The 22529-nt window shown below is 72.2% G+C and carries 21 protein-coding genes; 10 read left to right on the forward strand and 11 right to left on the reverse strand.

Annotated elements, in window-relative coordinates:
• Positions 1 to 196 precede the first annotated feature (196 nt).
• Positions 197 to 688, reverse strand: coding sequence for an NUDIX domain-containing protein (locus ACZ4VW_RS19820; protein WP_467964044.1), 492 nt, complete (start codon positions 686 to 688; stop codon positions 197 to 199).
• Positions 689 to 1065: 377 nt separating this feature from the next.
• On the opposite strand from ACZ4VW_RS19820, the gene ACZ4VW_RS19825 reads away from it, so the two are divergent.
• Positions 1066 to 2220 carry a glycerate kinase gene (locus ACZ4VW_RS19825; RefSeq protein ID WP_467964046.1) on the forward strand — a complete coding sequence of 385 codons (1155 nt, stop codon included), beginning with the start codon at positions 1066 to 1068 and terminating at the stop codon, positions 2218 to 2220.
• Between the two features lie 618 nt (positions 2221 to 2838).
• On the opposite strand, the gene ACZ4VW_RS19830 is transcribed toward ACZ4VW_RS19825, so the two are convergent.
• Complete coding sequence (locus ACZ4VW_RS19830; protein ID WP_467964048.1) at positions 2839 to 4041, reverse strand: PucR family transcriptional regulator; 1203 nt, start codon at positions 4039 to 4041, stop codon at positions 2839 to 2841.
• 179 nt (positions 4042 to 4220) lie between these two features.
• Between ACZ4VW_RS19830 and ACZ4VW_RS19835 the strand changes: the two genes are divergently transcribed.
• The 5 genes from ACZ4VW_RS19835 to ACZ4VW_RS19855 are packed head-to-tail and all read left to right on the forward strand — an operon-like array spanning position 4221 to position 9072.
• Positions 4221 to 5042 (forward strand): ABC transporter ATP-binding protein, encoded by an 822-nt coding sequence (locus ACZ4VW_RS19835; RefSeq protein ID WP_467964050.1) that lies wholly within the window; start codon positions 4221 to 4223, stop codon positions 5040 to 5042.
• Positions 5039 to 5818: an ABC transporter ATP-binding protein gene (locus ACZ4VW_RS19840; protein WP_467964052.1), complete on the forward strand. Its 780-nt coding sequence runs from the start codon at positions 5039 to 5041 to the stop codon at positions 5816 to 5818. Before ACZ4VW_RS19835 ends, ACZ4VW_RS19840 begins: the two co-directional genes overlap by 4 nt.
• Complete coding sequence (locus ACZ4VW_RS19845) at positions 5815 to 6705, forward strand: branched-chain amino acid ABC transporter permease (protein WP_467964054.1); 891 nt, start codon at positions 5815 to 5817, stop codon at positions 6703 to 6705. Before ACZ4VW_RS19840 ends, ACZ4VW_RS19845 begins: the two co-directional genes overlap by 4 nt.
• On the forward strand, positions 6698 to 7801 hold the full coding sequence (locus tag ACZ4VW_RS19850) for a branched-chain amino acid ABC transporter permease (RefSeq protein ID WP_467964056.1): 1104 nt from the start codon (positions 6698 to 6700) through the stop codon (positions 7799 to 7801). Before ACZ4VW_RS19845 ends, ACZ4VW_RS19850 begins: the two co-directional genes overlap by 8 nt.
• The gene (locus tag ACZ4VW_RS19855; protein ID WP_467964058.1) at positions 7798 to 9072 is read left to right on the forward strand and encodes an ABC transporter substrate-binding protein; all 1275 of its coding nucleotides are present in this window, start codon (positions 7798 to 7800) and stop codon (positions 9070 to 9072) included. Before ACZ4VW_RS19850 ends, ACZ4VW_RS19855 begins: the two co-directional genes overlap by 4 nt.
• 107 nt (positions 9073 to 9179) lie before the next feature.
• Here the strand turns inward: ACZ4VW_RS19855 and ACZ4VW_RS19860 are convergent, their stop codons facing one another.
• Entirely contained in the window at positions 9180 to 10061 is an 882-nt protein-coding gene (locus ACZ4VW_RS19860) for an NAD-dependent epimerase/dehydratase family protein (protein ID WP_467964060.1), read from the reverse strand.
• A gap of 64 nt (positions 10062 to 10125) precedes the next feature.
• On the opposite strand from ACZ4VW_RS19860, the gene ACZ4VW_RS19865 reads away from it, so the two are divergent.
• A complete protein-coding gene (locus ACZ4VW_RS19865) occupies positions 10126 to 10632 on the forward strand; it encodes a GNAT family N-acetyltransferase (RefSeq protein ID WP_467964062.1) in 507 nt (168 codons plus the stop codon).
• A 136-nt stretch (positions 10633 to 10768) separates the two neighbouring features.
• On the opposite strand, the gene ACZ4VW_RS19870 is transcribed toward ACZ4VW_RS19865, so the two are convergent.
• Positions 10769 to 11545: an anti-sigma factor gene (locus ACZ4VW_RS19870; RefSeq protein ID WP_467964064.1), complete on the reverse strand. Its 777-nt coding sequence runs from the start codon at positions 11543 to 11545 to the stop codon at positions 10769 to 10771.
• Positions 11542 to 12126, reverse strand: a complete 585-nt coding sequence (locus ACZ4VW_RS19875) for a sigma-70 family RNA polymerase sigma factor (RefSeq protein WP_467964066.1) — start codon at positions 12124 to 12126, stop codon at positions 11542 to 11544. The genes ACZ4VW_RS19870 and ACZ4VW_RS19875 overlap by 4 nt, the downstream gene beginning before the upstream one ends.
• A gap of 198 nt (positions 12127 to 12324) precedes the next feature.
• Between ACZ4VW_RS19875 and ACZ4VW_RS19880 the strand changes: the two genes are divergently transcribed.
• The 3 genes from ACZ4VW_RS19880 (at position 12325) to ACZ4VW_RS19890 (ending at position 16026) form a co-directional block, all read left to right on the forward strand.
• Entirely contained in the window at positions 12325 to 12966 is a 642-nt protein-coding gene (locus tag ACZ4VW_RS19880; RefSeq protein ID WP_467964068.1) for a fasciclin domain-containing protein, read from the forward strand.
• Positions 12967 to 13105: 139 nt separating this feature from the next.
• Complete coding sequence (locus ACZ4VW_RS19885) at positions 13106 to 14662, forward strand: SDR family oxidoreductase (protein ID WP_467964070.1); 1557 nt, start codon at positions 13106 to 13108, stop codon at positions 14660 to 14662.
• Positions 14659 to 16026, forward strand: coding sequence for a cryptochrome/photolyase family protein (locus tag ACZ4VW_RS19890; protein ID WP_467964072.1), 1368 nt, complete (start codon positions 14659 to 14661; stop codon positions 16024 to 16026). The genes ACZ4VW_RS19885 and ACZ4VW_RS19890 overlap by 4 nt, the downstream gene beginning before the upstream one ends.
• Positions 16027 to 16111: 85 nt before the next feature.
• Here the strand turns inward: ACZ4VW_RS19890 and pssA are convergent, their stop codons facing one another.
• From pssA to ACZ4VW_RS19920, 6 genes are all read right to left on the reverse strand, one after another.
• Positions 16112 to 16993 (reverse strand): CDP-diacylglycerol--serine O-phosphatidyltransferase, encoded by an 882-nt coding sequence (gene pssA, locus ACZ4VW_RS19895; RefSeq protein ID WP_467964074.1) that lies wholly within the window; start codon positions 16991 to 16993, stop codon positions 16112 to 16114.
• Positions 16986 to 17642 carry a phosphatidylserine decarboxylase gene (locus ACZ4VW_RS19900; RefSeq protein ID WP_158992049.1) on the reverse strand — a complete coding sequence of 219 codons (657 nt, stop codon included), beginning with the start codon at positions 17640 to 17642 and terminating at the stop codon, positions 16986 to 16988. Before ACZ4VW_RS19900 ends, pssA begins: the two co-directional genes overlap by 8 nt.
• Before the next feature lie 166 nt (positions 17643 to 17808).
• The gene (locus tag ACZ4VW_RS19905; protein WP_467964077.1) at positions 17809 to 19014 is read right to left on the reverse strand and encodes an acyl-CoA dehydrogenase family protein; all 1206 of its coding nucleotides are present in this window, start codon (positions 19012 to 19014) and stop codon (positions 17809 to 17811) included.
• Positions 19015 to 19016: 2 nt separating this feature from the next.
• Entirely contained in the window at positions 19017 to 19541 is a 525-nt protein-coding gene (locus ACZ4VW_RS19910) for a MaoC family dehydratase (RefSeq protein ID WP_019890462.1), read from the reverse strand.
• Positions 19542 to 19545: 4 nt separating this feature from the next.
• Complete coding sequence (locus ACZ4VW_RS19915) at positions 19546 to 20511, reverse strand: HpcH/HpaI aldolase/citrate lyase family protein (protein ID WP_467964079.1); 966 nt, start codon at positions 20509 to 20511, stop codon at positions 19546 to 19548.
• A complete protein-coding gene (locus tag ACZ4VW_RS19920; protein WP_467964081.1) occupies positions 20508 to 22520 on the reverse strand; it encodes a protein meaA in 2013 nt (670 codons plus the stop codon). Before ACZ4VW_RS19920 ends, ACZ4VW_RS19915 begins: the two co-directional genes overlap by 4 nt.
• Positions 22521 to 22529 lie beyond the last annotated feature (9 nt).

Here is a 22529-nt window from a genome sequence, read left to right on the forward strand (position 1 = left end):
GTTTCTCGCGGTGCCGGCGGCCTCAGGCCGGCCGGGCGCCCGCGGTGCCGAGCCGGCGCCGAAGCCACGGCGCGGGGGCGAGGGCGAACAGCCCGGAGCCCGGCAGGCGTTGGGCCTGTCCGGCGACGACGAGGCGAACGGGCCGGGCGTCACCGCTCGAGACTGTCTCCGACCCTCCCGCTCGCGGAGCAGCCGATCAGCGGGCCGGCAGGCCGTTCTCCAGTTCCGCCGGGCCCCGGCCCGAGCCGAGCGCGTCGAGCGCCGCGAGGACGCGCGGGCCGAGGGAGCCCCGCAGATGGCGGGTCGCCTCGGCCGGGTCGATCAGCTTCCAGGAGAGCAGCTCCTCCTCCTGGAGGCGGATCGCGGCGAACCGTTCGTCGGTCAGCACCCCGCCGTCGTACATATACGCAACGATCGGCGGACGCCCCGCGCCGTGCGACCAGTCGATCGCGAGGAGCGCCCCCGGCTCCAGGTCCAGGCCGATCTCCTCGGCCGTCTCGCGGCGCGCCGCCTGCCGGGGCGTCTCGCCGGTGTCGGACTCGATGGTGCCGCCCGGCAGTGTCCAGCCCTCGCGGTAGTTCGGCTCGACGATCAGGATGCGGCCCGCCGCGTCCCGGAAGAGCACGGCGGCGGCGGCGAGGACGCGGGGCAGGCCGGCGATGTACGTGGCGTAGTCGGTCGCGGTCATGCCGTCAGCGTAGCCAGTCGCACCGTCCGTTCGGCCGGCTCGCCGGCCCCACGCCGTCGAAGCCGAACACCGCGCCGCGCACCCGGCCCCGCGGCAGGTCCGACCACCGCGGAGGGATCACCGCAGCGCCGCGCAGCCCCCGGCCCGGCGCGCGGCCGGCACGTCCGTGCCGTCCCCGACCCCGTCGCCGCGGCGGACGCGGCGGTCACACCGATCCCCGGCACCACCCGGGCCGGTGATCTTTGATCGATCAGTTCGGTGCTCGGTTGGCCCCACTATGGTGCGGAATATCGCTCTATCCGGGGGTGGCACGCCCTCTGGGGGTGCGGATAGGGTCGGCTCGGCGCGACTGCCTGTTCGAAAGCAAGGGATGCAAGGTGACGGACGGAGCAGTAACTGAGGTCGCACGCGTGCTCGTCGCGGCCGACAAGTTCAAGGGCTCGCTCACGGCCGTACAGGTCGCGGAGCGGGTCACAGCAGGTCTGCGACGGGTCGTCCCGGAGCTGGAAGTGGAAACCCTGCCGGTGGCGGACGGAGGCGACGGTACGGTCGCCGCCGCCGTGGCGGCCGGTTTCGAACGCCGTGAGGTACGGGTCACCGGACCGATCGGCGAGCCGGTGACGGCGGCGTTCGCGCTGCGCGGCACGACGGCCGTCGTGGAGATGGCGGAGGCGTCCGGCCTCCAGCTCCTCCCGTCGGGCGTCTTCGCGCCGCTCACGTCGACGACGTACGGCTCGGGCGAGCTGCTGCGGGCCGCGCTGGACGCGGGCGCGACGACGATCGTCTTCGGCGTCGGCGGCAGCGCGACGACGGACGGCGGTGCGGGCATGCTGGCCGCGCTGGGTGCGGTCTTCCTGGACGCGGCGGGCGAACCGGTCGGCCCGGGCGGCGCGGCGCTGGCGTCTCTCGCCTCCGCCGACCTGTCCGGCCTCGACCCGCGCTTCGCCGAGGTCGACCTGATCCTGGCGAGTGACGTCGACAACCCGCTGACCGGCCCCAAGGGCGCACCGGCCGTGTACGGCCCGCAGAAGGGCGCCACGCCGGAGGACGTCGAGACGCTGGACGCGGCGCTCGCGCACTTCGTGACCGTCCTGGAGAAGGCGATCGGGCCCAAGGCGGCGGAGTGCGCGGCCGCGCCGGGCGCGGGTGGTGCGGGCGGCATCGGGTACGGGGCGCTCGTCGGCCTGGACGCGAGCTTCCGCCCGGGCATCGAGCTGATGCTCGACGTGCTGGGCTTCGCCCCGGCTCTGGAGCGGGCCACTCTCGTCATCACGGGCGAGGGCTCCCTCGACACCCAGACCCTGCACGGCAAGGCCCCGGCCGGGGTCGCCGCGGCGGCGCGGGCGGCGGGCAAGGAGGTGGTCGCGGTCTGCGGCCGCCTGGCGCTCGCTCCCGAGACGCTGGGCGGGGCCGGCATCCGCCGCGCCTACCCGCTCACGGACCTGGAGCCGGACACGGCGAAGTGCATCGCGAACGCGGGGCCGCTGCTGGAGCAGGTGGCGGCGAACATCGCGAGGGACTTCCTGGCGTAGCCCTCGAGCGGGCGGCGGCGCGGGGTCCCTGGGCCTGAGGCCCCGGGCCCCGGGCCCCGGAGACGGGCCGCCCGGGCGCGGGCGGCCGACGCGAAGCGGGCCGATGCCGTGGGCGCCGGGCCTGGGGTACGGGCTGCGGTCGCTGGGCCCGGGGTACGGGCTGTGGTCGGTGGCGCCGGGCCTGGGGCACGGGCTGCGGTCGCTGGCGCCGGGCCTGGGGTACGGGCTGCCGTCCGTGGGCGCCGGGCCGGTGGAGTGGGCGCCGGGCCAATGGAGCGGAGGCGCCAGGCCCCGTGACGGGGTCCCATGGCCGCAGGTGCGCTCGCGTCCCGAGGGCGGTCGTACGGAACGCTCGGCGCGAAGCCGCCGAACCCCGGGGCGCCGGGCCCATGAGCGGAGGCGCCCGCAAGGGGGCCGTCCGTCGCGCCCACCCGTTCCCCCTAGGGGGGTGCCTCGTCGATCTCGCCGGGCTCGCGTGCCCAGGCACCGCGCCTCGCCGCGTTGTCGTCGGTCGCCAACGCTCCGCGTTGACTCCCTCCTCCGCCTCGCCCAGGGGCCCTCGGCGGAACGATTGCCCACAACGGTGGCGCCACCCACCCCCCGGCAGGCCCCCGCCCCTCAACCCGTCGGGGTCGTCAGGCGGAAGGCGTCCAGGGCCAGGGTCATCTCCGTCAGGTCCCGTGGGCGGGACAGGGACCTCGACGTGAGCTGTTCCAGGCGGCGCAGGCGGTTGAAGACCGTGTTGCGGTGGCAGTACAGACGGCCCGCCGCCCGGCCCGCCGAGCCCTCGCAGTCCAGCCAGACGTCCAGCGTCTCCAGGAGGATCGCCCGGTCCGCCGGGTCCAGTTCCAGCAGGCCGCCCAGGACGTCCGTGATCAGCAGGCCAGCCAGTTCCGGCTGCCCGACCACCAGCGCGCCGCCCATCCGGCGGTCCAGACGCACGATCTGGTGGGAGTCGGGCGGACAGGTGCGCAGCGCCAGCTCCGCGAGGCGGCGCGCCCGGCCGAGCTCGGACAGACCGACCACCACCGGGCTGATCCCGCCCGGGCCCGGGCAGCGGCCCTCCAGGAGCTCCGACAGCGCGTCCAGGCCCGTGTCCTCCGCCAGCGACACCACACCGAACTCGCAGTCCGCCCCCATCCGCCACAGGAACCGCACCCCCGCTCCCTGAACCCGCCGGTGGAACGGCTCCGGCACCTCCCGCCGGTCGTGCCGCAGCACCACCACCGCGTACCGCCCGTGCTCCGGCAGGTCCAGGCCCGCCGCCGCCCGCGAGACCACCTCCGGCGAGCGCTTCCCGTGCAGCAGGGCGTCCAGCAGCGCCTGGAGCTGCTCGTCCGTGCGCCGCCGCAGCTCCAGCTCCGTCGCCCGGTACGCCTCCGAGGCCGTGTCCGCCTGCGCGTCCACCGCCGACCACACCATCGTCGCCGCCTGCGTCAGCGCGGCCATCCGCGGCGGGAACGCCGACGCGTCCTCGATCAGCGCGTCCCACACCAGATGCCCGGCATGGCGGTACGCGTGCACCACGAGCTCCAGCGGCATCCCCTGCTCGGCCCGCCGCCGCCCCATCTCGTCCGCGTGCTGCAGATCCCGCCGCGGCGAGTCCCGGGGCGCCGAGATCATCTCGATGCCGATCCGCATCGCGTCATGGGCCTCCTGCCAATGCTGGTCGAACGGCACGATCCGGCCGTACGCCGGCTCGTACTCGTGCAGCTCTCTCAGATGCTCGTCCACCAGCTCGGGCAGCCGTTCCAGAAGCGCCGTACACGCCTCAGCCAACAGCTTCCAGTCATCGCCGGTCCGCGGTCTGCGCCGTCCCATGAGCGGAGGATGCCATCTCCCGGCCGATCCCCACAGGCCCCTGACACGCGGTGTTGTGCGCGTGCACAACCCACCGCCGCGCCCGCTGGTCACCGGCAGCGTTTCGGCCGCCGCACGTGGACGCACGGGCCTGGTGGTGCTGGGGTGAGCGCCACTGAACGGGCCACGGAAGGGGAACCATGGGAGGTACCGCACTCGCCCTCGAGGTGGCGGACCTGTCGGCGGGATACGGACCGGTACGCGCCTTGCGGCAGGTGTCGCTCGCCGTGCCGGAGGGCAGCGTCGTCACCGTCCTCGGTGGCAACGGAGCGGGAAAGTCCACGCTGCTGCGGGCCATCTCGCGCACACTGTCGTTCCACGGCGGAGCCGTCGTCTCCGGCACCGTGAGCTTCGGCGGCCGGGCGATCGGCGGGCTCGCACCCGACCGGGTCGTGGCCGCCGGGGTCTCCCAGGTGCCGGAGGGCCGCCAGGTCTTCGCGCGGATGACGGTCGAGGACAACCTGCGCGCCGGAGCGCTCGGCGCCGCGGGCGACCGCGCCGCGAAGGCCGCCGCCATGAAACGGGTCCACGAACTCTTCCCCGTGCTCGCCGACCGCGCCCACCAGCGCGCCGGGCTGCTGTCCGGCGGAGAACAGCAGATGCTGGCCGTCGGCCGGGCGCTGATGGCCTCGCCGAAGCTGCTGCTCCTGGACGAGCCCTCGCTCGGCCTGGCGCCGCTGATGGCCGCCCGGATCGCCGACACGATCCGCGAGATCAACGCCCAGGGCACGGCCGTGCTCCTCGTCGAACAGAACGCGGCGCTCGCGCTGCGGCTCGCCTCGAGGGCGTACGTCCTGGAGGTCGGCGAGGTCACCCTCTCCGGCCCTGCCGCCGAGCTGGCCGCCTCCGACGAGGTACGCCGTCGCTATCTGGGTGTCGTGGACGAGGACGCCGCCGCCGACGCGGCGGGCGCCGTCACCACGCACCCGGTCCTGTCCCGCTGGGAGGAGGCCGTCCGATGACACCCGTACCCGCCCTCGAAGTCCGGGACGTCACCGTCCGCTTCGCCGGGCTCACCGCCCTGGACTCGGTCGGCTTCACCGTCCGGCCCGGCACCGTCCACGCCGTCATCGGCCCCAACGGCGCCGGAAAGTCCACCTGCTTCAACGTCCTGTCCGGGGTCTACAAGGCGACGTCCGGCTCCGTCCGGTTCGGCGAGCACGAGCTCACCGCCCTGCCCCCGCACAAGATCGCCGACCTCGGCGTCGCCCGCATCTTCCAGAACCTCGCGCTGCCGCCCCGCGCCACCGTCGAGGACAGCCTGATGCTCGGCCGCCACCGGCTCACGAGGACCGGCTTCGTCGCCGCCGGACTCCGGCTGCCCTCGGCCGCCCGCGAGGACGGCCGCCACCGGGCCCGCGTCCGGGAGATCGCCGCCTTCGTCGGTCTGGAGAAGCAGCTCGGGCAGCCCGCGGGATCGCTCCCGTACGGGCAGCAGAAGCTCGCCGAACTGGCCCGCGCCCTCTGCATGGAGCCCCAGCTGCTGCTCCTCGACGAGCCCGTCGCCGGCATGACCGCCGACGAGCGCCGCCGCACCGCCGCGGTCATCGCCGGCGTCCGCGACAGCCTCGGGATCTCCATCGTCCTCGTCGAACACGACATGGGAGTGGTGATGCGGCTCGCCGACGCCGTCACCGTCCTCGACTTCGGCCGTCGCATCGCCGACGGCGCCCCCGGCGACGTACAGAACGACCCGGCGGTCGTCCGCGCCTATCTCGGAGAGGAGACCGCCGAGTGACCACCTTCGCCGAACTCCTGCTCAACGGCGTGTCCTTGGGCTCCATCTACGCCCTCATAGCCCTCGGCTTCGTGGTGATCTTCCGCGCCACCGAGGTCGTCAACTTCGCCCACGCCTCCCTGCTGCTCGCCGGCGGATACTTCACCGCCGTGCTCCACGACGACATCGGCTTCTGGCCGGCGCTCCTCGTCGGCATCGGCGGCGCGGCACTGGTCGGCGCGGCCGTCGAGTTCCTCGTCATGCGCCGCTACCGTGGAGCGGACCACAGCGTCCTCGCCATCGTCACCATCGGCGTCGACATCCTGCTCGCCACGGAGCTCACCCGTCGCATCGGTACGGACATCCTCTCGCTGGGCGACCCCTGGGGCGACGCCGTCGTCGCCTTCGGCCCGGTCACGATCGCCGAGACCAGGATCGCGGCCTTCCTCGCCGCGGCCCTGCTCATCACGGCGTTCCTGCTGGCCTTCCGGTACACCTCCTGGGGCGTGGCCATGCGCGCCGCCGCCGAGAACCAGGAGACGGCGGCCCTCATGGGCATCCGCCTCGGCCGGGTCTCGCTCGGTGCCTGGGCGGTGGCCGGCGGACTCGCCGCCGTCGCCGCCCTGTTCCTCACCGTCTTCCCCACCCCCGGTCTGGAGCGCACCACCTCCTTCGCCGCGATGAAGGCCTTCCCGGCCGCCATCCTCGGCGGACTCGACTCCACCACCGGCGCCCTCGTCGGCGGACTCCTGGTCGGCGTCACCGAGTCCCTCGCCACCGGCTACCAGGGCGACCTGACCTTCCTCGGCCGGGGCATCGGCGACCTCGCCCCGTACCTGGTGATGGTCGCGGTGCTGCTGATCCGCCCCGCCGGACTCTTCGGCACGAAGGAGCTGGCCCGTGTCTGACGCGCTTCCCCGCCGTGGAGTCGCCACGCTCGCCCGACCCCGTGTCTACGGATGGGCCGCCGCCGGCCTCGTCCTCGCCGCGTTCCCCTTCTACCTGGACCGCTTCTGGCTCCAGGCCGGGCTCTTCGCCATGGCCGCCGCGATCGGCGCCATCGGCATCAACCTGCTGACCGGTGCCACCGGCCAGCTGTCCATGGGCCACGCCTTCTTCCTCGCCGTCGGCGCGTACGGCTACTGCGCCTTCGCCGGCGACGGGAAGGACGACCTGACCGGACTCGGTCTGCCGGGCTGGCTCGCCGCCGTCCTCGCCGTCGCCCTCGCGGGTTTGGCCGGCGGGGTCTTCAGCCCCATCGCCGGCCGGCTGCGGGGCGCGTACCTCGGTATCGCCACCCTCGCGCTGATCTTCATCGGCCAGCACGTGCTCTTCAACGCCCACGACCTCACCGGCGGCTTCAACGGACGCGCGGTGCCCCCGCTCAGCCTCTTCGGCCTCACCTTCGACGACAGCGAACTCCTCGTCGCCCAGGTGCCGTTCGGCTCCGCGGAGAAGCTCTGGTACCTCGGCCTCGTCCTGCTCCTCGCCAGCGCGCTGTTCGCCCGCGGCGTGCTTCGCGGACGGCCCGGACGCGCCATGAACGCCATCCGCGACCACCGGATCGCGGCCGGCGTCATGGGCATCCCCGTGGCCCGCTACCGCGCCGCCGTCTTCGTCCTGTCGTCCATGTACGCGGGCCTCGCAGGCGTCCTGCTCGCGCTGGTCTTCCAGCGGACCGTGCCGGAGTACTTCGGCATGATCCTCTCCCTCGAGTACCTGGCCATGATCGTCATCGGCGGTCTCGGTTCGGTCGCCGGTGCGGTGATCGGAGGCGTCTTCGTCTCCCTCCTCCCGCAGCTCCTCAACCGGTACAGCGAAGCGCTTCCCCTGGTCTCCGCCCCCGGGACGGGCGGGATCGCACCGGGGGAGGCCGCCCGCTATCTCTACGGCGCCGCCGTCGTCGCGGTGGTGCTCTTCCTGCCCGGCGGCCTGGTCCGGCTTGCCGCCCGGAAACCCAAGCGAACCGCCCAACCCTCGCACTCCTCTGGGGAGGAACGATGATCCACCGACGACAGGCGTCCAGAACCTTGGCCGTCGCGCTCGCCACCCTCGTCGCCCTGACCGCCGCCGGCTGCAGCTCCAAGGCCAAGACCGGGGACGACAACGGCACCGACGCGGGCGGGGTGAAGTCCGGCAAGGGCGTCACCGACAAGACCATCGCGGTCGGCGCGCTCACCGACATGACCGGCGTGTACGCCACGCTCGGCAAGAGCGTCACGCAGGCGCAGCAGCTGTACGTCAAGCAGGTCAACGCCGCCGGCGGGATCTGCGGCCGGCAGCTGGAGCTGACGGTCCGCGACCACGGCTACGACCCGCAGAAGGCACTCTCCGCGTACACGGAGCTCGAGCCGAAGGTCGTCGGCTACGCGCAGTTCATCGGCTCCCCGTTCGTCGCCGCCGTCAAGCAGCGCGTGGACGGCCAGGACAAGGGGCTCGTCCTGCCGCAGGCGTGGTCGGCCTCGCTGCTGGGCTCCCCGTACATCCGTGTCCTGGGCTCCACCTACGACGTCGAGACGATCAACGCCGTCGACTTCCTGGTGAAGGAGAAGGGCCTGAAGTCCGGCGACAAGCTCGGGCACGTCTACTTCGAGGGTGACTACGGCGAGAACGCGCTGGCCGGCTCGAAGTACGCGGCCGAGAAGGCGGGGCTCACGGTCGTCGAGCAGAAGATCAAGCCCACCGACAACGACATGTCGGCGCAGGTCGCGGCGCTCAAGCAGGCCGGGGTCAAGGGCATCGTCATCAGCGCGGGCCCGCGTCAGGCCGCCTCGCTGGTCGGCGTCGCCGCGGCGACCAAGCTGCTGGTGCCGGTCGTCGGCAACAACTCGGCGTTCTCGCCCCAGCTGCTCGGCACGCAGGCCGGCCCAGCCCTGGAGAAGATGTACTGGTTCGCCTCCCCGAGCCTGCCCATCGGCGCGGACACCCCGGCGGCGAAGAAGCTGGTCACCGACTACAAGGCCGCCTACCCGGGCGACAGCCTCGACAACGGCATCGTGGCCGGCTGGACCGCGGCGAGCGTCTTCGGCGAGGCCCTGAAGAAGGCGTGCGCCTCCAAGGACCTCACCCGCGAGGGGATCGGCAAGGCGCTGCTGACGCTCAACAGCCACGACGCGGGCTTCGGCATGACGCACGACCTCAGCGACCCGAAGGCGCCGTCGTCCCGGCAGTCGGTCATCATCCAGCCGGACAAGTCCGTGCCGGGCGGCATGCGTACGGTCCGCGAGCCCTTCGTCTCCGACGCGGCCAAGGGCTTCACCCCGAAGGCCGGCTGAGCCGGGGGAATGGGGCGATGCCCCGGGCGGTGCCGCGTCGGCACCGCCCGGGGCATCGCGCGTGCGCGGTACGGCCGCGAGGGGGCCGCACCGGCGCGCCCGACGGGTCAGTCCGCCTGCCGGGCGAAGCCCTCGCGCCAGGACGGGTACGCCGGGGTCCAGCCGAGCGCCCGTGCCCGGCCGTTCCTCACCCCGCGGGCCCACCCGGGTCCGCCCGTCGTGCGGTGCGGGACGGGCCTGCCCAGCGCCGTCGCGAGGACCGGCACCCAGGCGTGGCCGGGGGCCGGTTCGTCGTCGGCCACGTTGTACGCGCCCGCCGGCCAGCCCAGGGCCGAGGCGGCCGCCCGCGCCGCGTCCACGACGTGGACGAAGGAGCTCACCGCGTCGTCCGCCGCGACGCTCCCCAGGAACCGGGCCCGCGGATCCCCGCCCAGCGCCGCCGCCACGGGCCCGCCGGGCGCGTACCAGGTCCCGGGGCCGTAGAGGATCCCGTACCGCAGCACGACCGCCTGCGGAAGCTCGGCGACGGCCGTCTCCAGCGCGTGGACGCCCGCCACGATCCGCGCGCGCGGCTGCTCCCGGGTGGGGTCCAGCGGTACGGACTCGTCGGCGGGGCCGTCCGCCGGGCCGCCGGGGGCGTACACCCAGCTGATCGACTGCGCGACGATCCGCCGTACCCCCGCCGCCCGCGCCGCGTCCACGAGGTGGCGCGTGCCCTCCCGGCGCAGCCGGTCGTTCGCCGCCCCGTCCGCCCCGCCCAGATCCGTGAGCTGGTGGATCACGGCCTCCGGAGCGGCCTCGACGACCGCGCGGCGCAGGGCCTCGGTGTCCAGCGCGTCGGCCCGTACGGCCTCGGCGCCGGACTTCCGGATCCGCGCGGCGCCGTCCGCGGTGCGCGAGACCGCGGTGACGTGGTGGCCCTCGTCGAGGAGCCGGGGGAGGAGGATGCGGCCGATCGCGCCCGTGGCGCCCGCGACGAGTACACGCATCCGATCATCGTAGCGATGGGCATGTCGTCATCCTCCGGCAACAACGGAATGTGAAGCTCGGGCCATGCACGAGCACTTCACGGTCCGGCCCGCCGCACTCGACGACCCCCGGATCCCGGCCCTGGTCGCCGCCTACCACCTGAGCACGGAGGCGGAGAAGGGCAGTCCCGTCGGCTCGCCCGCCGAACTCCCGCCCGCCTACCGCGTCGAGGTGCTCGCTCCGCAGCGCGCCTTCGCCGGCGACACCGTCCTGCTCGCCGTGGACGGGGAGGACGCCGCGGCCGGTCTGGTGGTGCTGACGGCGCCGCGGGAGGACGGCGCCCGTGAGATCAAGCGCCTCTGGGTCGACCCCGGCTCCCGCGGCCGGGGCGCGGCGGCGGCCCTCATGCACGGGGCCCTGCGCCACGCGACGAGTGCGGGAGCCCGCTCCGTACGCCTCTCGGTCTGGCTCTGGCGCGAGCACGCCCTCGCCCTCTACCGCAAGCTCGGGTTCGACACCGTCGCCCCCTGGGACGAACGTCCGGGCCTGCTGTGCCTGGAGAAGACACTGGACGCCGCCGCGACCGCCTGACCGCTCCGGCGGACCCGGGTGAACGGCTCGCGCCACCGCCCGACCGCCCGACCGCCCGACCGCGCGACCGCCCGATCGCTCCCGCGCCGGCCCGACCGCTCCCGCGACCGCGTGAACGGCTTGCCGGGAAGCGCGCTCACGCGGGGAAGGACATCAGGGCCAGCGGGGCCGACGTCGGCTGGGGCGAGCCCCCGGCCGGTTCGACCGTGACGCCCATCCCGGTCGCCCCTCCCACCGGTCCCTCCATCAGCGTCGCCTCGGAGGGAGAGCCCCCGGCCACGAGCCCGGCCGAGCGCATCGCCCCGCCGTCGTCGAACCACAGCTGGTAGACCTTGCCCTCGGGCGGGGCGGGCAGGCCGGAGGCCGCGAACACCGCCTGGTCCCGCGCCTCCGAGACGACCACCGTGCCGACGGCGCCGCCCCCCAGCGCCGCTGTGGAGACCCGGGCGTCAGGGGCGGCGAGCACCGCGGCCACCTCGCTGTTCGCACTCCGCGCCCGCTGGGCCTCCTGCCGGGCGTCCTCGGCCCTCTCGTACTGGACGACCGAGACCCCGCCGAGCGCGACGACCCCCGCGAGGCACGCCGCGAGCGCCCAGCGCGACGCCCGCCGGAACCGGCCCGTCACCCCGGCGCCCGCTCCTCCGGTCGCCCCGCCGTCGCGCTCTGCCGGGCCCGTCGTGGGTGCCAGCTGCCGGACGGCCGGGATCCGCCGCATCACCCCCTCACGGAGCGCGGCCGTCGACGGCACCGACACCGCGAGACCCAGCCGGGTCACCGTCTCGGTCAGCTCCGCGACCTCCTGGGCGCAGGACGGGCAGTCCTCCAGATGCCTCTCGACCGCCGCCCGTTCGTCCTCGTCCAGTGCTCCGAGCGCGTACGCGCCCGTCAACGTGTGCGGATCGGTGATGTTCACGCGGTCACCCCCAGGCAGTCCCGGAGCCGGATCAGACCGTCGCGGAGCCGGGACTTGACCGTGCCCAGGGGCAGCGACAGCAGCTCCGCCACCTCCCGGTAGGTCAGCCCGCGGTAGTACGCCAGCGTCACCGACTGGCGCTGCACCTCGGTCAGGCCGCGCACACAGCGCCGTACCTGCTCACGCTCCAGCCGGTGTTCCACCCGTTCCACCACCTCGTCGAACTCCCTCACGCGATCCAGCAGGGCCATGCGCCGCTCGCGGTCGGAGGACGCCTGCTCGGACCGCACCCGGTCGACGGCACGGCGGTGCGCGAGCGTCAGCACCCAGTTCATGACCGACCCCCGCGCGGACTGGTAGCGCGCCGCCGTCCGCCAGACCTCCACGAGAACCTCCTGGGCCACCTCCTCCGACTGCGCCGGATCGCGCAGCACGGTCCGTACGAGACCGAGGACCGGCCCCGACACCGCCTCGAACAGCGTGGTGAACGCCTCCTGGTCACCACGGGCCACACGGCTCATCACCTCGGGGAGATCGGGCGGCGAGTGCGGCGAGCGGCCGATGTGCACGTTCTCTCTCACGGGGTGATCCTCCAGCAGGCACTCGGGTACGCGACTGATTCGGAGCCGACACGCCGCCGGATGGGTCGGCGGCACGAAGTCACTCGCCCGGGTGAAAGACCCATCCGGGCCCGGGGGTGGCACCGAATACCTCCCGTGAGCCGGTCGGCGGCTCACGGGCTCCGTCCCGGGCGGAGCCGAGCCCCTCAAGGAGTGATGATGAAGAGCCAGACCTTCCGTCGTGCCGCTGTCGCCGCGACCGCCGCCGTCGTCCTGCCCCTCGCGCTGACCGCGTGCGCGGACGACGGCAAGGACAGCGCGGCCGCGAAGGACACCGCCGCGTCCAGCGCGCCGGCGTCCGCCACCACCGACGGCGACACGGGCACGGACAAGCCCTTCGGCCCCGCCTGCGCGTCCGTGCCGAAGGACGGGGCGGGCAGCTTCGACGGCATGGCCAAGGACCCGGTGGCGACGGCGGCCTCCCACAATCCCGCCCTCTCCACCCTGGTCACCGCGGTCAAGCAGGCCGGTCTGGTCGACACCCTGAACAACGCCCAGGACATCACGGTGTTCGCGCCGACGAACGAAGCCTTCGCCAAGATCCCGAAGGCGGACCTGGACAAGGTCCTCGCGGACAAGGAGATGCTGACCAAGATCCTCACCTACCACGTCGTGGGACAGAGGCTGGCCCCGTCCCAACTGGAGAACGGCACCTTCGAGACCCTGCAGAAGAGCAGCCTGACCACGACGGGATCCGGTGAGTCCTACCAGGTCAACGACGTGTCGAAGGTGGTCTGCGGCAACGTCCCGACGGCCAACGCGACGGTGTACATCGTCGATACGGTCCTGATGCCGAAGTAGCGCCCGCCCCCGGCACGGCGTCACCGAACAGGCCACGGCGGGGCTCCCCGGAGAGGATGGAAGGGGCCCCGCGCCCCACGCCCTCCCGACGGAGGAAGGGCGACGAGACAGCGCACATCGCGCCGGAACGGAGCGACCCATGACGTACGCAGCCGACGGCACGCCCGCACCGCGGTGCCTGGTCACCGGCGCCACGGGCTACATCGGCGGTCGGCTCGTCCCCGAGCTGCTGGCCGCCGGTCACCGGGTGCGCTGTCTGGCCCGTTCACCCGGCAAGCTCCGCGACCACCCCTGGGCGGAGCAGGTGGAGATCGTCCGCGGCGACGTCACCGATGCGGCGTCCGTCGGCGACGCGCTGCGCGACACCGACGTGGCGTACTACCTCGTGCACGGCCTGAGCGGAGGGCAGGACTTCGAACGCACCGACCGCGAGGCGGCCCGGATCTTCGCCGGACAGGCCCGGGCCGCCGGGGTGCGTCGCATCGTCTACCTCGGCGGCCTGACCCCGCCCGGCATCCCCGAGCGGGAGCTCTCGCCGCACCTGCGCTCGCGCGCCGAGGTGGGCCGCATCCTCCTCGACTCCGGCGTCCCCACCACCGTGCTGCGCGCCGCCGTCGTCATCGGCTCCGGCTCGGCCTCCTTCGAGATGCTCCGCTACCTCACCGAGCGGCTCCCCGTGATGGTCACCCCGAGCTGGGTCGGCACCCGCGTCCAGCCCATCGCCGTCCGGGACGTCCTGCGCTACCTCGTCGGCAGCGCCCGGATGCCCGCCGACGTCAGCCGTGCCTTCGACATCGGCGGCCCGGACGTCCTCACCTACCGCGACATGATGATCCACTACGCCCAGGTGGCCGAACTGCCCAAGCGACTGATCATCCCCGTACCGGTGCTCACCCCCCGGCTCTCCAGCCTCTGGATCGGCCTGGTCACCCCCGTCCCCCAAGCCCTCGCCCGGCCGCTGGCCGAGTCGCTGCGCCACGAGGTGGTCTGCCGGGAGCACGACATCGCGGCCCATGTGCCCGACCCGCCCGGCACCCCGATCCCCTTCCGGACCGCGCTCACCCTGGCACTCGAACGGGTCCGCGAGGCCCGGGTCGCCACCCGGTGGTCGTCCGCCTCCGTCGCCGGAGCGCCGAGCGACCCGCTGCCCACCGACCCCGACTGGGCCGGCGGCAGCCTCTACACCGACCGCCGAGAGCGCCTCGTCGACGCGGACCCGCGCGAGCTGTGGCGCGTGATCGAGGGCATCGGGGGAGAGAACGGCTGGTACTCCTTCCCGCTCGCCTGGGCCGTCCGCGGCTGGCTCGACCGGCTGGTCGGCGGCGTCGGGCTGCGCCGCGGCCGCCGCGACGCCGGCCGCCTGCGCGTCGGGGACTCCCTGGACTTCTGGCGGGTCGAGGAGATCGAACACGGCCGGCTGCTGCGCCTGCGCGCCGAGATGCGTCTGCCGGGCCTCGCCTGGCTGGAGATGTACGCCGAGCGCGACGACTCGGGCCGCGCCCGCTACCGGCAGCGGGCGCTGTTCCACCCGCGCGGCCTGCTCGGTCACGCCTACTGGTGGAGCGTGGCACCGTTCCACAGCGTCGTCTTCGGCGGCATGGCCCGCAACATCGCCCGCGCGGCCGAGGCAGCGGCCGCCGCGCCCGCTCCGGCCCCCGCCCACGGCCGGACCAGGAAGGCCAGGAAGGTGCCATGAACGTCTCGCTGGTCCTGTTCACCGCGGATCTCCGGCTCCACGACCATCCGCCGCTGCACGCCGCGCTGCGCTCGGCCGACCATGTGGTCCCGCTCTTCGTACGGGACCCGGCCGTCGACCGGGCCGGGTTCGCCGCCCCCAACCGGCTGGCCTTCCTCGCGGACTGCCTGCGGGACCTGGACGCCGGGCTGCGCCGCCGCGGCGGCCGGCTGGTGGTGCGCTCGGGGCCGGTGGTGGAGGAGGTGTGCGCCGTCGCGCGCGAGACCGGCGCTCACGAGGTGCACGTCTCCGCCGACGTCAGCGCCTTCGCCCAGGCCAGGGAGGAACGGCTCCGCAGCGCGCTGGAAGCGGACGGCAGGCGGCTGCACGTCCACGACGGGGTCGTCACCGTGCTCCCGCCCGGCGCCCTCACCCCCGCCGGCTCCGACCACTTCGCCGTCTTCACCCCGTACTTCCGCCGCTGGGCCCAGGAGCGGCCCCGCGATCCGCTTCCCGCGCCCCGGGCGGTCCGGGTCCCTGAGGTCGCCTCGGAGGCGCTCCCCGCCCGCTCCGAAGCCGGGGCGGTCTCCCCGGGCCTGCCGCCGGGCGGCGAGAGCGCCGCCCGCGAGCGGCTCACGCGATGGCTCGCCGGCCGGATCGACGCGTACGAGGACCGGAACGACGACCTGGCGGCCGACGCCACCTCGCGCTTCTCGCCGTACCTGCACTTCGGGGCGCTCTCGGCGGCGGAGGCGGTCCACCGGGCCCGGTCCAGGGCCGGAGCGGGGGCCGAGGCCTTCGTACGGCAGCTCTGCTGGCGGGACTTCCACCACCAGGTGCTCGCCGCACGGCCTCGGGTGGCCGCAGAGGACTACCGCACCCGCCACGACCGCTGGCGCCGGGGCGCCGAGGCCGCGGCCGATCTCCAGGCGTGGAAGGAGGGGCGCACCGGCTATCCCGTGGTCGACGCCGCCATGCGCCAGCTCGCCCACGAGGGCTGGATGCACAACAGGGGACGGCTGCTCGTCGCGTCCTTCCTGACCAAGACGCTGTACATCGACTGGCGCGCCGGCGCCCGCCACTTCCTCGACCTGCTGGTCGACGGCGACCTCGCGAACAACCAGCTGAACTGGCAGTGGATGGCCGGTACGGGCACGGACAGCCGCCCGAACCGGGTCCTGAACCCGCTGCTCCAGGCCCGTCGGTACGACCCCGAGGGCGCCTACGTACGCCGCTGGGTCCCGGAACTGGCCGGGATCACCGGTCCGGCCGTGCACGAACCCTGGAAGCTCGCCGGGGCGCAGGCGGCGTCCGGCTATCCCGCCCCGCTCGTCGGTCTCGCCGACGGTCTCGCCCGCTTCCGCCGGGCGCGGGACCTGGACTGAGCCCATCGCCCCGGCGGCCGGCATGCGGAAGGGCCCGGAAGCGAGATCGCTTCCGGGCCCTTCCCGTGTCCGTACGTCCGTACCGCTACGGCAGCTGCGCCGCCTCGGCCTGACGGGCTTCGCGGCTCTCGCGGCGGTTGCCCCGGAACGTGTTCACCCGGCGGGCGGTCGCGAAGAGGGGGATCACGGCGCCCATCACCACCTGCAGCGCGCACCCGGCCTGGAGCAGGAACTGTCCGCCCGGTGCGTCGAACGCCCAGGCCGCCAGCATGCCCATGGCTCCGACGATCCAGGCGAGCATCGCCACCGCGAGGATGCCCCGCGGCTTGGGGTACTCGACCCGGCTCACCATCAGCCAGGCGACACCGATGATCGCGAGCAGCGTCGGGACGAACGGCAGCTCGAGCAGCACGATCGAGACCACCGTGAGCGCGCCGAAGGGGCTCGGCATGCCCTGGAACATGCCGTCCTTCATGGTCACGCAGGAGAATCTCGCCAGCCGCAGGACCACGGCGAGGAGCACCGCGACCGCGGCCACCGCCGAGACCTTCTGCTGCGCGCCGTCCGAGACCGCGACCATCCCGTACACGAGCACGAAGTAGGCCGGGGCCAGACCGAAGCTGATCAGGTCCGACAGGTTGTCCAGCTCGGCGCCCATCGGGGACGAGCGCAGCTTGCGGGCCACGATGCCGTCGAAGAGGTCGAAGATCGCCGCGCACAGCATCAGTATTACGGCGGTGGCGGCGCTGTTGCGTGCCATGCCGGTCTCGGTGCTGCCCGTCAGGTGCGGGATGAGGATGCCGGTGGTGGTGAAGTACACCGCCATGAATCCACAGGTGGCGTTACCGAGCGTGAGGGCGTCCGCTATGGACAGCCTCAGCGACAGCGGCATCTCCTCGGCCTCGTCGGCCCCGTCCGCATCGGTGCCGGCGACCCAGTCGGCGGCACGGGTGTCAGGATCAATCACGGTCAATGCGAGTCACCCCTGCGGTCGTGGTCTGACCGACCTCGACGGCGACGTCCACACCTTCCGGAAGGTAGATGTCGACGCGCGACCCGAAACGGATCAGACCGATGCGCTCGCCCTGCTCGACCTTCGTCCCCTGCGGGATGTACGGCACGATGCGGCGGGCCACGGCCCCCGCGATCTGCACCATCTCGATGTCACCGAGCTCGGTGTCGAAGTGCCAGACAACGCGCTCGTTGTTCTCGCTCTCCTTGTTGAACGCCGGGACGAAACCGCCGGGGATGTGCTCCACGGACGTCACCGTGCCGGCCAGCGGCGCGCGGTTGACGTGGACGTTCAGCGGGCTCATGAAGATGGCGACCCGGGTGCGTCCGTCCTTCCACGGCATGATGCTCTGCACCACACCGTCGGCGGGGGAGATGACCCGGCCCTGAGCGATCTCACGCTCGGGGTCGCGGAAGAACCACAGCATGCCGGCCGCGAGCGCGGTGGTGGGCACGGCGATGGCCGCGGCGCGCCTCGACCGGCGCGAGCGCGCCAGGCTGAGCGCCGCGGTGGCGACGGTCGGCAGAAGCCACGGCGATGCTCCGCGCGCGAGGCGTACGCCGGCGAGGCTGTCGCGGTGTGCAGAGGTTTGGCTGTGGGGCATGGATGACCTTCGTAGCGGATGATGCCGCACTGGCGGGGGACGGCGGCTTTCCGGCGATGCTATCGGTTGCGGGGCGCAACTGGGCAAGCCAGAAGCCGAGTCGGCGGCCGGAAGAAGATGACAGGGTGTGATCTTCTTCGCGGCCAAACCGGCTCAAAAGCGACAATCAACCCTGGAATCGGTACTCCTCGAGCAGCCGACGACCAATGATCATTTTCTGGATCTCGGCGGTACCTTCACCGATGAGCAGCATCGGAGCCTCACGGTAGAGGCGCTCGATCTCGTACTCCTTCGAGAACCCGTACCCGCCATGGATACGGAAGGCGTCCTCGACGACTTCCTTGCAGTACTCGGAGGCGAGGTACTTCGCCATCCCTGCTTCGAGGTCGTTTCGCTCCCCGGAGTCCTTTTTGCGCGCTGCGTTGACCATCATCGCATGAGCGGCCTCGACCTTGGTAGCCATTTCGGCCAGCTTGAACTGGATCGCCTGGTGCTGAGCGATGGGCTTGCCGAAAGTGTGACGCTGCTGGGCATACGAGACACCCAGCTCGAACGCACGCTGAGCGACGCCGCAACCACGCGCGGCGACATTCACGCGCCCGACCTCGACACCGTCCATCATTTGGTAAAACCCTCGGCCGGTGACCCCGCCCAGGACCCGATTGGCCGGAATGCGCAGTCCGTCCATGATGAGTTCGGTGGTGTCGACGCCCTTGTAACCCATCTTGTCGATCTTCCCGGGGATCGTGAGGCCGGGGCGGACCTCTCCGAAGCCGGGCTCCTTCTCGACGAGGAAGGTCGTCATCGACTTGTGGGGTGCGGTCCCCTCGGGGTGTCCTTCGTCACTTCGGACGAGAACGGCGACCAGCGTTGACGTTCCGCCGTTCGTCAGCCACATCTTCTGGCCGTTGAGGACGTACTCGTCGCCGTCCTTGACCGCCTTGGACGTGATGGCCGACACGTCAGAGCCGAGGGCCGGCTCCGACATCGAGAAGGCGCCGCGCGTCTCGCCGGCCGCCATCCGCGGAAGGAAGTAGTCCTTCTGCTCCTGGGTGCCGTGCTGCTTGAGCATGTACGCCACGATGAAGTGCGTGTTGATGATGCCGGAGACCGACATCCAGCCGCGGGCGATCTCCTCCACGCACAGCGCGTAGGTGAGCAGCGACTCACCCAGGCCCCCGTACTCCTCCGGGATCATCAGACCGAAGACGCCGAGCTCCTTGAGCCCGTCGACGATCTCCTGGGGGTACTCGTCGCGGTGCTCCAACTCCGTCGCGACCGGGATGATCTCCTTGTCGACGAAGTCCCGGACGGTGGAGAGGATCTCCTGCTGCACATCGGTCAGACCGTGGGTCTGGGCGAGTCGCGCCATGACTACTTCTCCGACTTCTTCGAAGGCTCGATCAGCTCGGGGCGACCGGGCTGCTCGCCGCCGCGCTCCTTGATGTACGTCTCGGTGGGGACCATCACCTTGCGGCGGAAGACGCACACCAGGGTGCCGTCCTGCTTGTAGCCCTTGGTCTCGACGTAGACGATGCCGCGGTCGTTCTTCGACTTCGAGGGGGTCTTGTCGAGGACCGTGGTCTCGCCGTAGATGGTGTCGCCGTGGAAGGTCGGCGCGACGTGACGCAGCGACTCGATCTCCAGGTTGGCGATCGCCTTGCCCGAGACGTCCGGGACGGACATGCCGAGCAGGAGGGAGTAGATGTAGTTGCCGACGACGACGTTCTTCCCGAAGTCCGTCGTGTTCTCCGCGTAGTTCACGTCCATGTGCAGCGGATGGTGGTTCATCGTCAGCAGGCAGAAGAGGTGGTCGTCGTACTCGGTGACCGTCTTTCCGGGCCAGTGCTTGTAGACGGCGCCGACTTCGAACTCTTCGTAGGTACGGCCGAACTGCATGGTCCTACGCCTCCGGGATCTCGAACTTGCTGGTGCGCTGCATACCGGCGGCGCGGCCCTTGCCGGAGATGACCAGGGCCATCTTGCGGCTGGCCTCGTCGATCATCTCGTCGCCCAGCATCGCCGAGCCCTTCTTGCCGCCGGCCTCGGACGTGTAGTAGTCGTACGCGTCCAGGATCAGCTCGGCGTGGTCGAAGTCCTCCTGCGAGGGCGAGAAGATCTCGTTCGCGGCGGCGACCTGGTCCGGGTGGAGCACCCACTTGCCGTCGAAGCCCAGGGCGGCCGCGCGCTGGGCGACCGCCTTGTAGCCCTCGGGGTTGCGGATCTGGAGGTAGGGGCCGTCGATCGCCTGGAGGTTGTTGGCGCGGGCGGCCATCAGGATGGCCATCAGGATGTAGTGGTAGGCGTCGGCGCCGTAGCCGGGCGGCTGCTCGCCGACGACCAGGGACTTCATGTTGATGGAGGCCATGAAGTCGGCCGGGCCGAAGATGATCGTCTCGACGCGCTGCGACGCGGTGGCGATCGCGTTGACGTTGTTGAGGCCCTGCGCGTTCTCGATCTGCGCCTCGATGCCGATCTTGCCGACCTCGAAGCCCATCGTCTTCTCGATCTGCGTCAGCAGGAGGTCGAGGGCGACGATCTGCTGGGCGTCCTGGACCTTCGGCAGCATGATGCAGTCGAGGTTCTGGCCGGCGCCCTCTACGACGGTGACGACGTCACGGTACGTCCAGTGGGTCGTCCAGTCGTTGACCCGCACGACCCGCGTCTTGCCGGTCCAGTCGCCCTCGTTGAGGAACTTGACGATGGTGTGGCGCGCCTCGGGCTTCGCGAGCGGCGCGCAGGCGTCCTCGAGGTCCAGGAAGACCTGGTCGGCGGCGAGCCCCTGGGCCTTCTCCAGGAAGCGCGGGTTCGAGCCGGGCACGGCCAGGCACGACCGGCGGGGGCGGAGACGGTTCACGGGGGTGGTCATGCGGGGACCTCCAGAGGGTCGAGCTTGTTCGCTTTCCGGATCTCGTCGACGATACGGCCGATGATCTCGGTGATACCGAAGTCCTTCGGTGTGAAGACGGCGGCGACACCCGCCCGCTTCAGATCTGCGGCGTCGGCGTTCGGGATGATCCCGCCGACGATGACCGGGATGTCCTCGGCGCCCGCCTCACGGAGGCGGTCGAGGACGTCCGGGACCAGCTCGGCGTGCGAGCCGGAGAGGATCGACAGACCCACGCAGTGCACGTCCTCCGCGAGGGCGGCGTTGACGATCTGCTCGGGCGTCAGCCGGATCCCCTGGTAGACCACTTCGAAACCGGCGTCACGCGCGCGTACCGCGATCTGCTCGGCCCCGTTGGAGTGTCCGTCCAGGCCGGGCTTGCCCACCAGGAGCCGCAGCCGCCCGGAGCCCAGCTCGTCGGCGGTCCGCGCCACCTTCTCCCGTACGAGAGCCAGCGGCGTGCCCTCCTCGGCCGTCACCGCGACCGGGGCGGACGAGACGCCCGTGGGGGCGCGGAACTCGCCGAAGACGTCCCGCAGCGCCCAGGACCACTCGCCGGTGGTGACACCGGCGCGCGCGCACTCCAGGGTGGCGGCGAAGAGGTTGCCCTCACCGGCCGCCGTCGCCTTCAGCGCGGCCAGCGCCTCCTGGGCGCGGTTCTCGTCGCGGTTGTCCCGCCATTCGTGGAGCTTGGCGACGACACGGGCCTCGTTGGCCGGGTCGACCGTCATGATCGCCGTGTCGAGGTCCGCGGTGAGCGGGTTCTCCTCGGTCGTCTCGTAGATGTTGACGCCGACGATCTTCTCGTCGCCGGCCTCGATCCGGGCACGCCGCTCGGCGTGCGAGGAGACGAGCTGCGACTTGAGGTAGCCGGACTCGACGGCCGCCATCGCGCCGCCCATCTCCTGGATCCGGTCGATTTCGGTCAGGCACTCCTCGACGAGCGAGTCGACCTTGGCCTCGATCACGTGCGAGCCGGCGAAGATGTCCTCGTACTCCAGCAGGTCCGACTCGTGGGCCAGGACCTGCTGGATACGGAGCGACCACTGCTGGTCCCACGGGCGGGGCAGGCCGAGCGCCTCGTTCCACGCGGGCAGCTGGACGGCACGCGCGCGTGCGTCCTTGGAGAGCGTCACGGCCAGCATCTCGAGCACGATCCGCTGGACGTTGTTCTCGGGCTGGGCCTCGGTCAGACCGAGGGAGTTGACCTGGACGCCGTAGCGGAACCGGCGCTGCTTGGGGTCCTCGATGCCGTACCGCTCCCGGGTGACCTTGTCCCAGATGCGGCCGAAGGCGCGCATCTTGCACATCTCCTCGATGAAGCGGACGCCCGCGTTCACGAAGAACGAGATGCGGGCGACCACCTCCCCGAAGCGGTCCGCCGGGACCTGGCCGGAGTCCCGGACCGCGTCGAGCACCGCGATAGCGGTGGACATCGCGTACGAGATCTCCTGGACCGGAGTGGCCCCCGCCTCCTGCAGGTGGTAGCTGCAGATGTTGATCGGGTTCCACTTCGGCATGTTGTTCACCGTGTAGGTGATCATGTCCGTCGTGAGGCGGAGCGAGGGGCCGGGCGGGAAGACGTGCGTCCCGCGCGACAGGTACTCCTTCACGATGTCGTTCTGGGTGGTGCCCTGGAGCCTGGTGACGTCCGCGCCCTGCTCCTCCGCGACCACCTGGTAGAGCGCCAGGAGCCACATCGCCGTGGCGTTGATCGTCATCGAGGTGTTCATCTGCTCCAGGGGGATGTCCTGGAACAGCCGGCGCATGTCACCGAGGTGCGAGACCGGGACCCCGACCCGGCCGACCTCGCCGCGGGCGAGGATGTGGTCGGGGTCGTAGCCGGTCTGCGTCGGCAGGTCGAACGCGACCGACAGGCCGGTCTGACCCTTGGCGAGGTTGCGCCGGTACAGCTCGTTGGACGCCTCGGCGGTCGAGTGACCGGCGTAGGTCCGCATGAGCCACGGCCGGTCCTTCTGACGCTCAGTCATATACGGTCC

The sequence above is a fragment of the Streptomyces sp. NPDC029139 genome (genome assembly GCF_055564335.1).

Coding starts and splice junctions, on each gene's coding strand:
- ACZ4VW_RS19915 (WP_467964079.1), bottom strand. CDS start 20,511: ATGACCACCCCCGTGAACCGTCTCCGCCCCCGCCGGTCGTGCCTGGCC.
- ACZ4VW_RS19880 (WP_467964068.1), top strand. CDS start 12,325: ATGAAGAGCCAGACCTTCCGTCGTGCCGCTGTCGCCGCGACCGCCGCC.
- ACZ4VW_RS19860 (WP_467964060.1), bottom strand. CDS start 10,061: ATGCGTGTACTCGTCGCGGGCGCCACGGGCGCGATCGGCCGCATCCTC.
- ACZ4VW_RS19890 (WP_467964072.1), top strand. CDS start 14,659: ATGAACGTCTCGCTGGTCCTGTTCACCGCGGATCTCCGGCTCCACGAC.
- ACZ4VW_RS19910 (WP_019890462.1), bottom strand. CDS start 19,541: ATGCAGTTCGGCCGTACCTACGAAGAGTTCGAAGTCGGCGCCGTCTAC.
- ACZ4VW_RS19920 (WP_467964081.1), bottom strand. CDS start 22,520: ATGACTGAGCGTCAGAAGGACCGGCCGTGGCTCATGCGGACCTACGCC.
- ACZ4VW_RS19835 (WP_467964050.1), top strand. CDS start 4,221: ATGGGAGGTACCGCACTCGCCCTCGAGGTGGCGGACCTGTCGGCGGGA.
- ACZ4VW_RS19855 (WP_467964058.1), top strand. CDS start 7,798: ATGATCCACCGACGACAGGCGTCCAGAACCTTGGCCGTCGCGCTCGCC.
- ACZ4VW_RS19830 (WP_467964048.1), bottom strand. CDS start 4,041: ATGGGACGGCGCAGACCGCGGACCGGCGATGACTGGAAGCTGTTGGCT.
- ACZ4VW_RS19885 (WP_467964070.1), top strand. CDS start 13,106: ATGACGTACGCAGCCGACGGCACGCCCGCACCGCGGTGCCTGGTCACC.
- ACZ4VW_RS19905 (WP_467964077.1), bottom strand. CDS start 19,014: ATGGCGCGACTCGCCCAGACCCACGGTCTGACCGATGTGCAGCAGGAG.
- ACZ4VW_RS19865 (WP_467964062.1), top strand. CDS start 10,126: ATGCACGAGCACTTCACGGTCCGGCCCGCCGCACTCGACGACCCCCGG.
- ACZ4VW_RS19820 (WP_467964044.1), bottom strand. CDS start 688: ATGACCGCGACCGACTACGCCACGTACATCGCCGGCCTGCCCCGCGTC.
- ACZ4VW_RS19840 (WP_467964052.1), top strand. CDS start 5,039: ATGACACCCGTACCCGCCCTCGAAGTCCGGGACGTCACCGTCCGCTTC.
- ACZ4VW_RS19900 (WP_158992049.1), bottom strand. CDS start 17,642: ATGCCCCACAGCCAAACCTCTGCACACCGCGACAGCCTCGCCGGCGTA.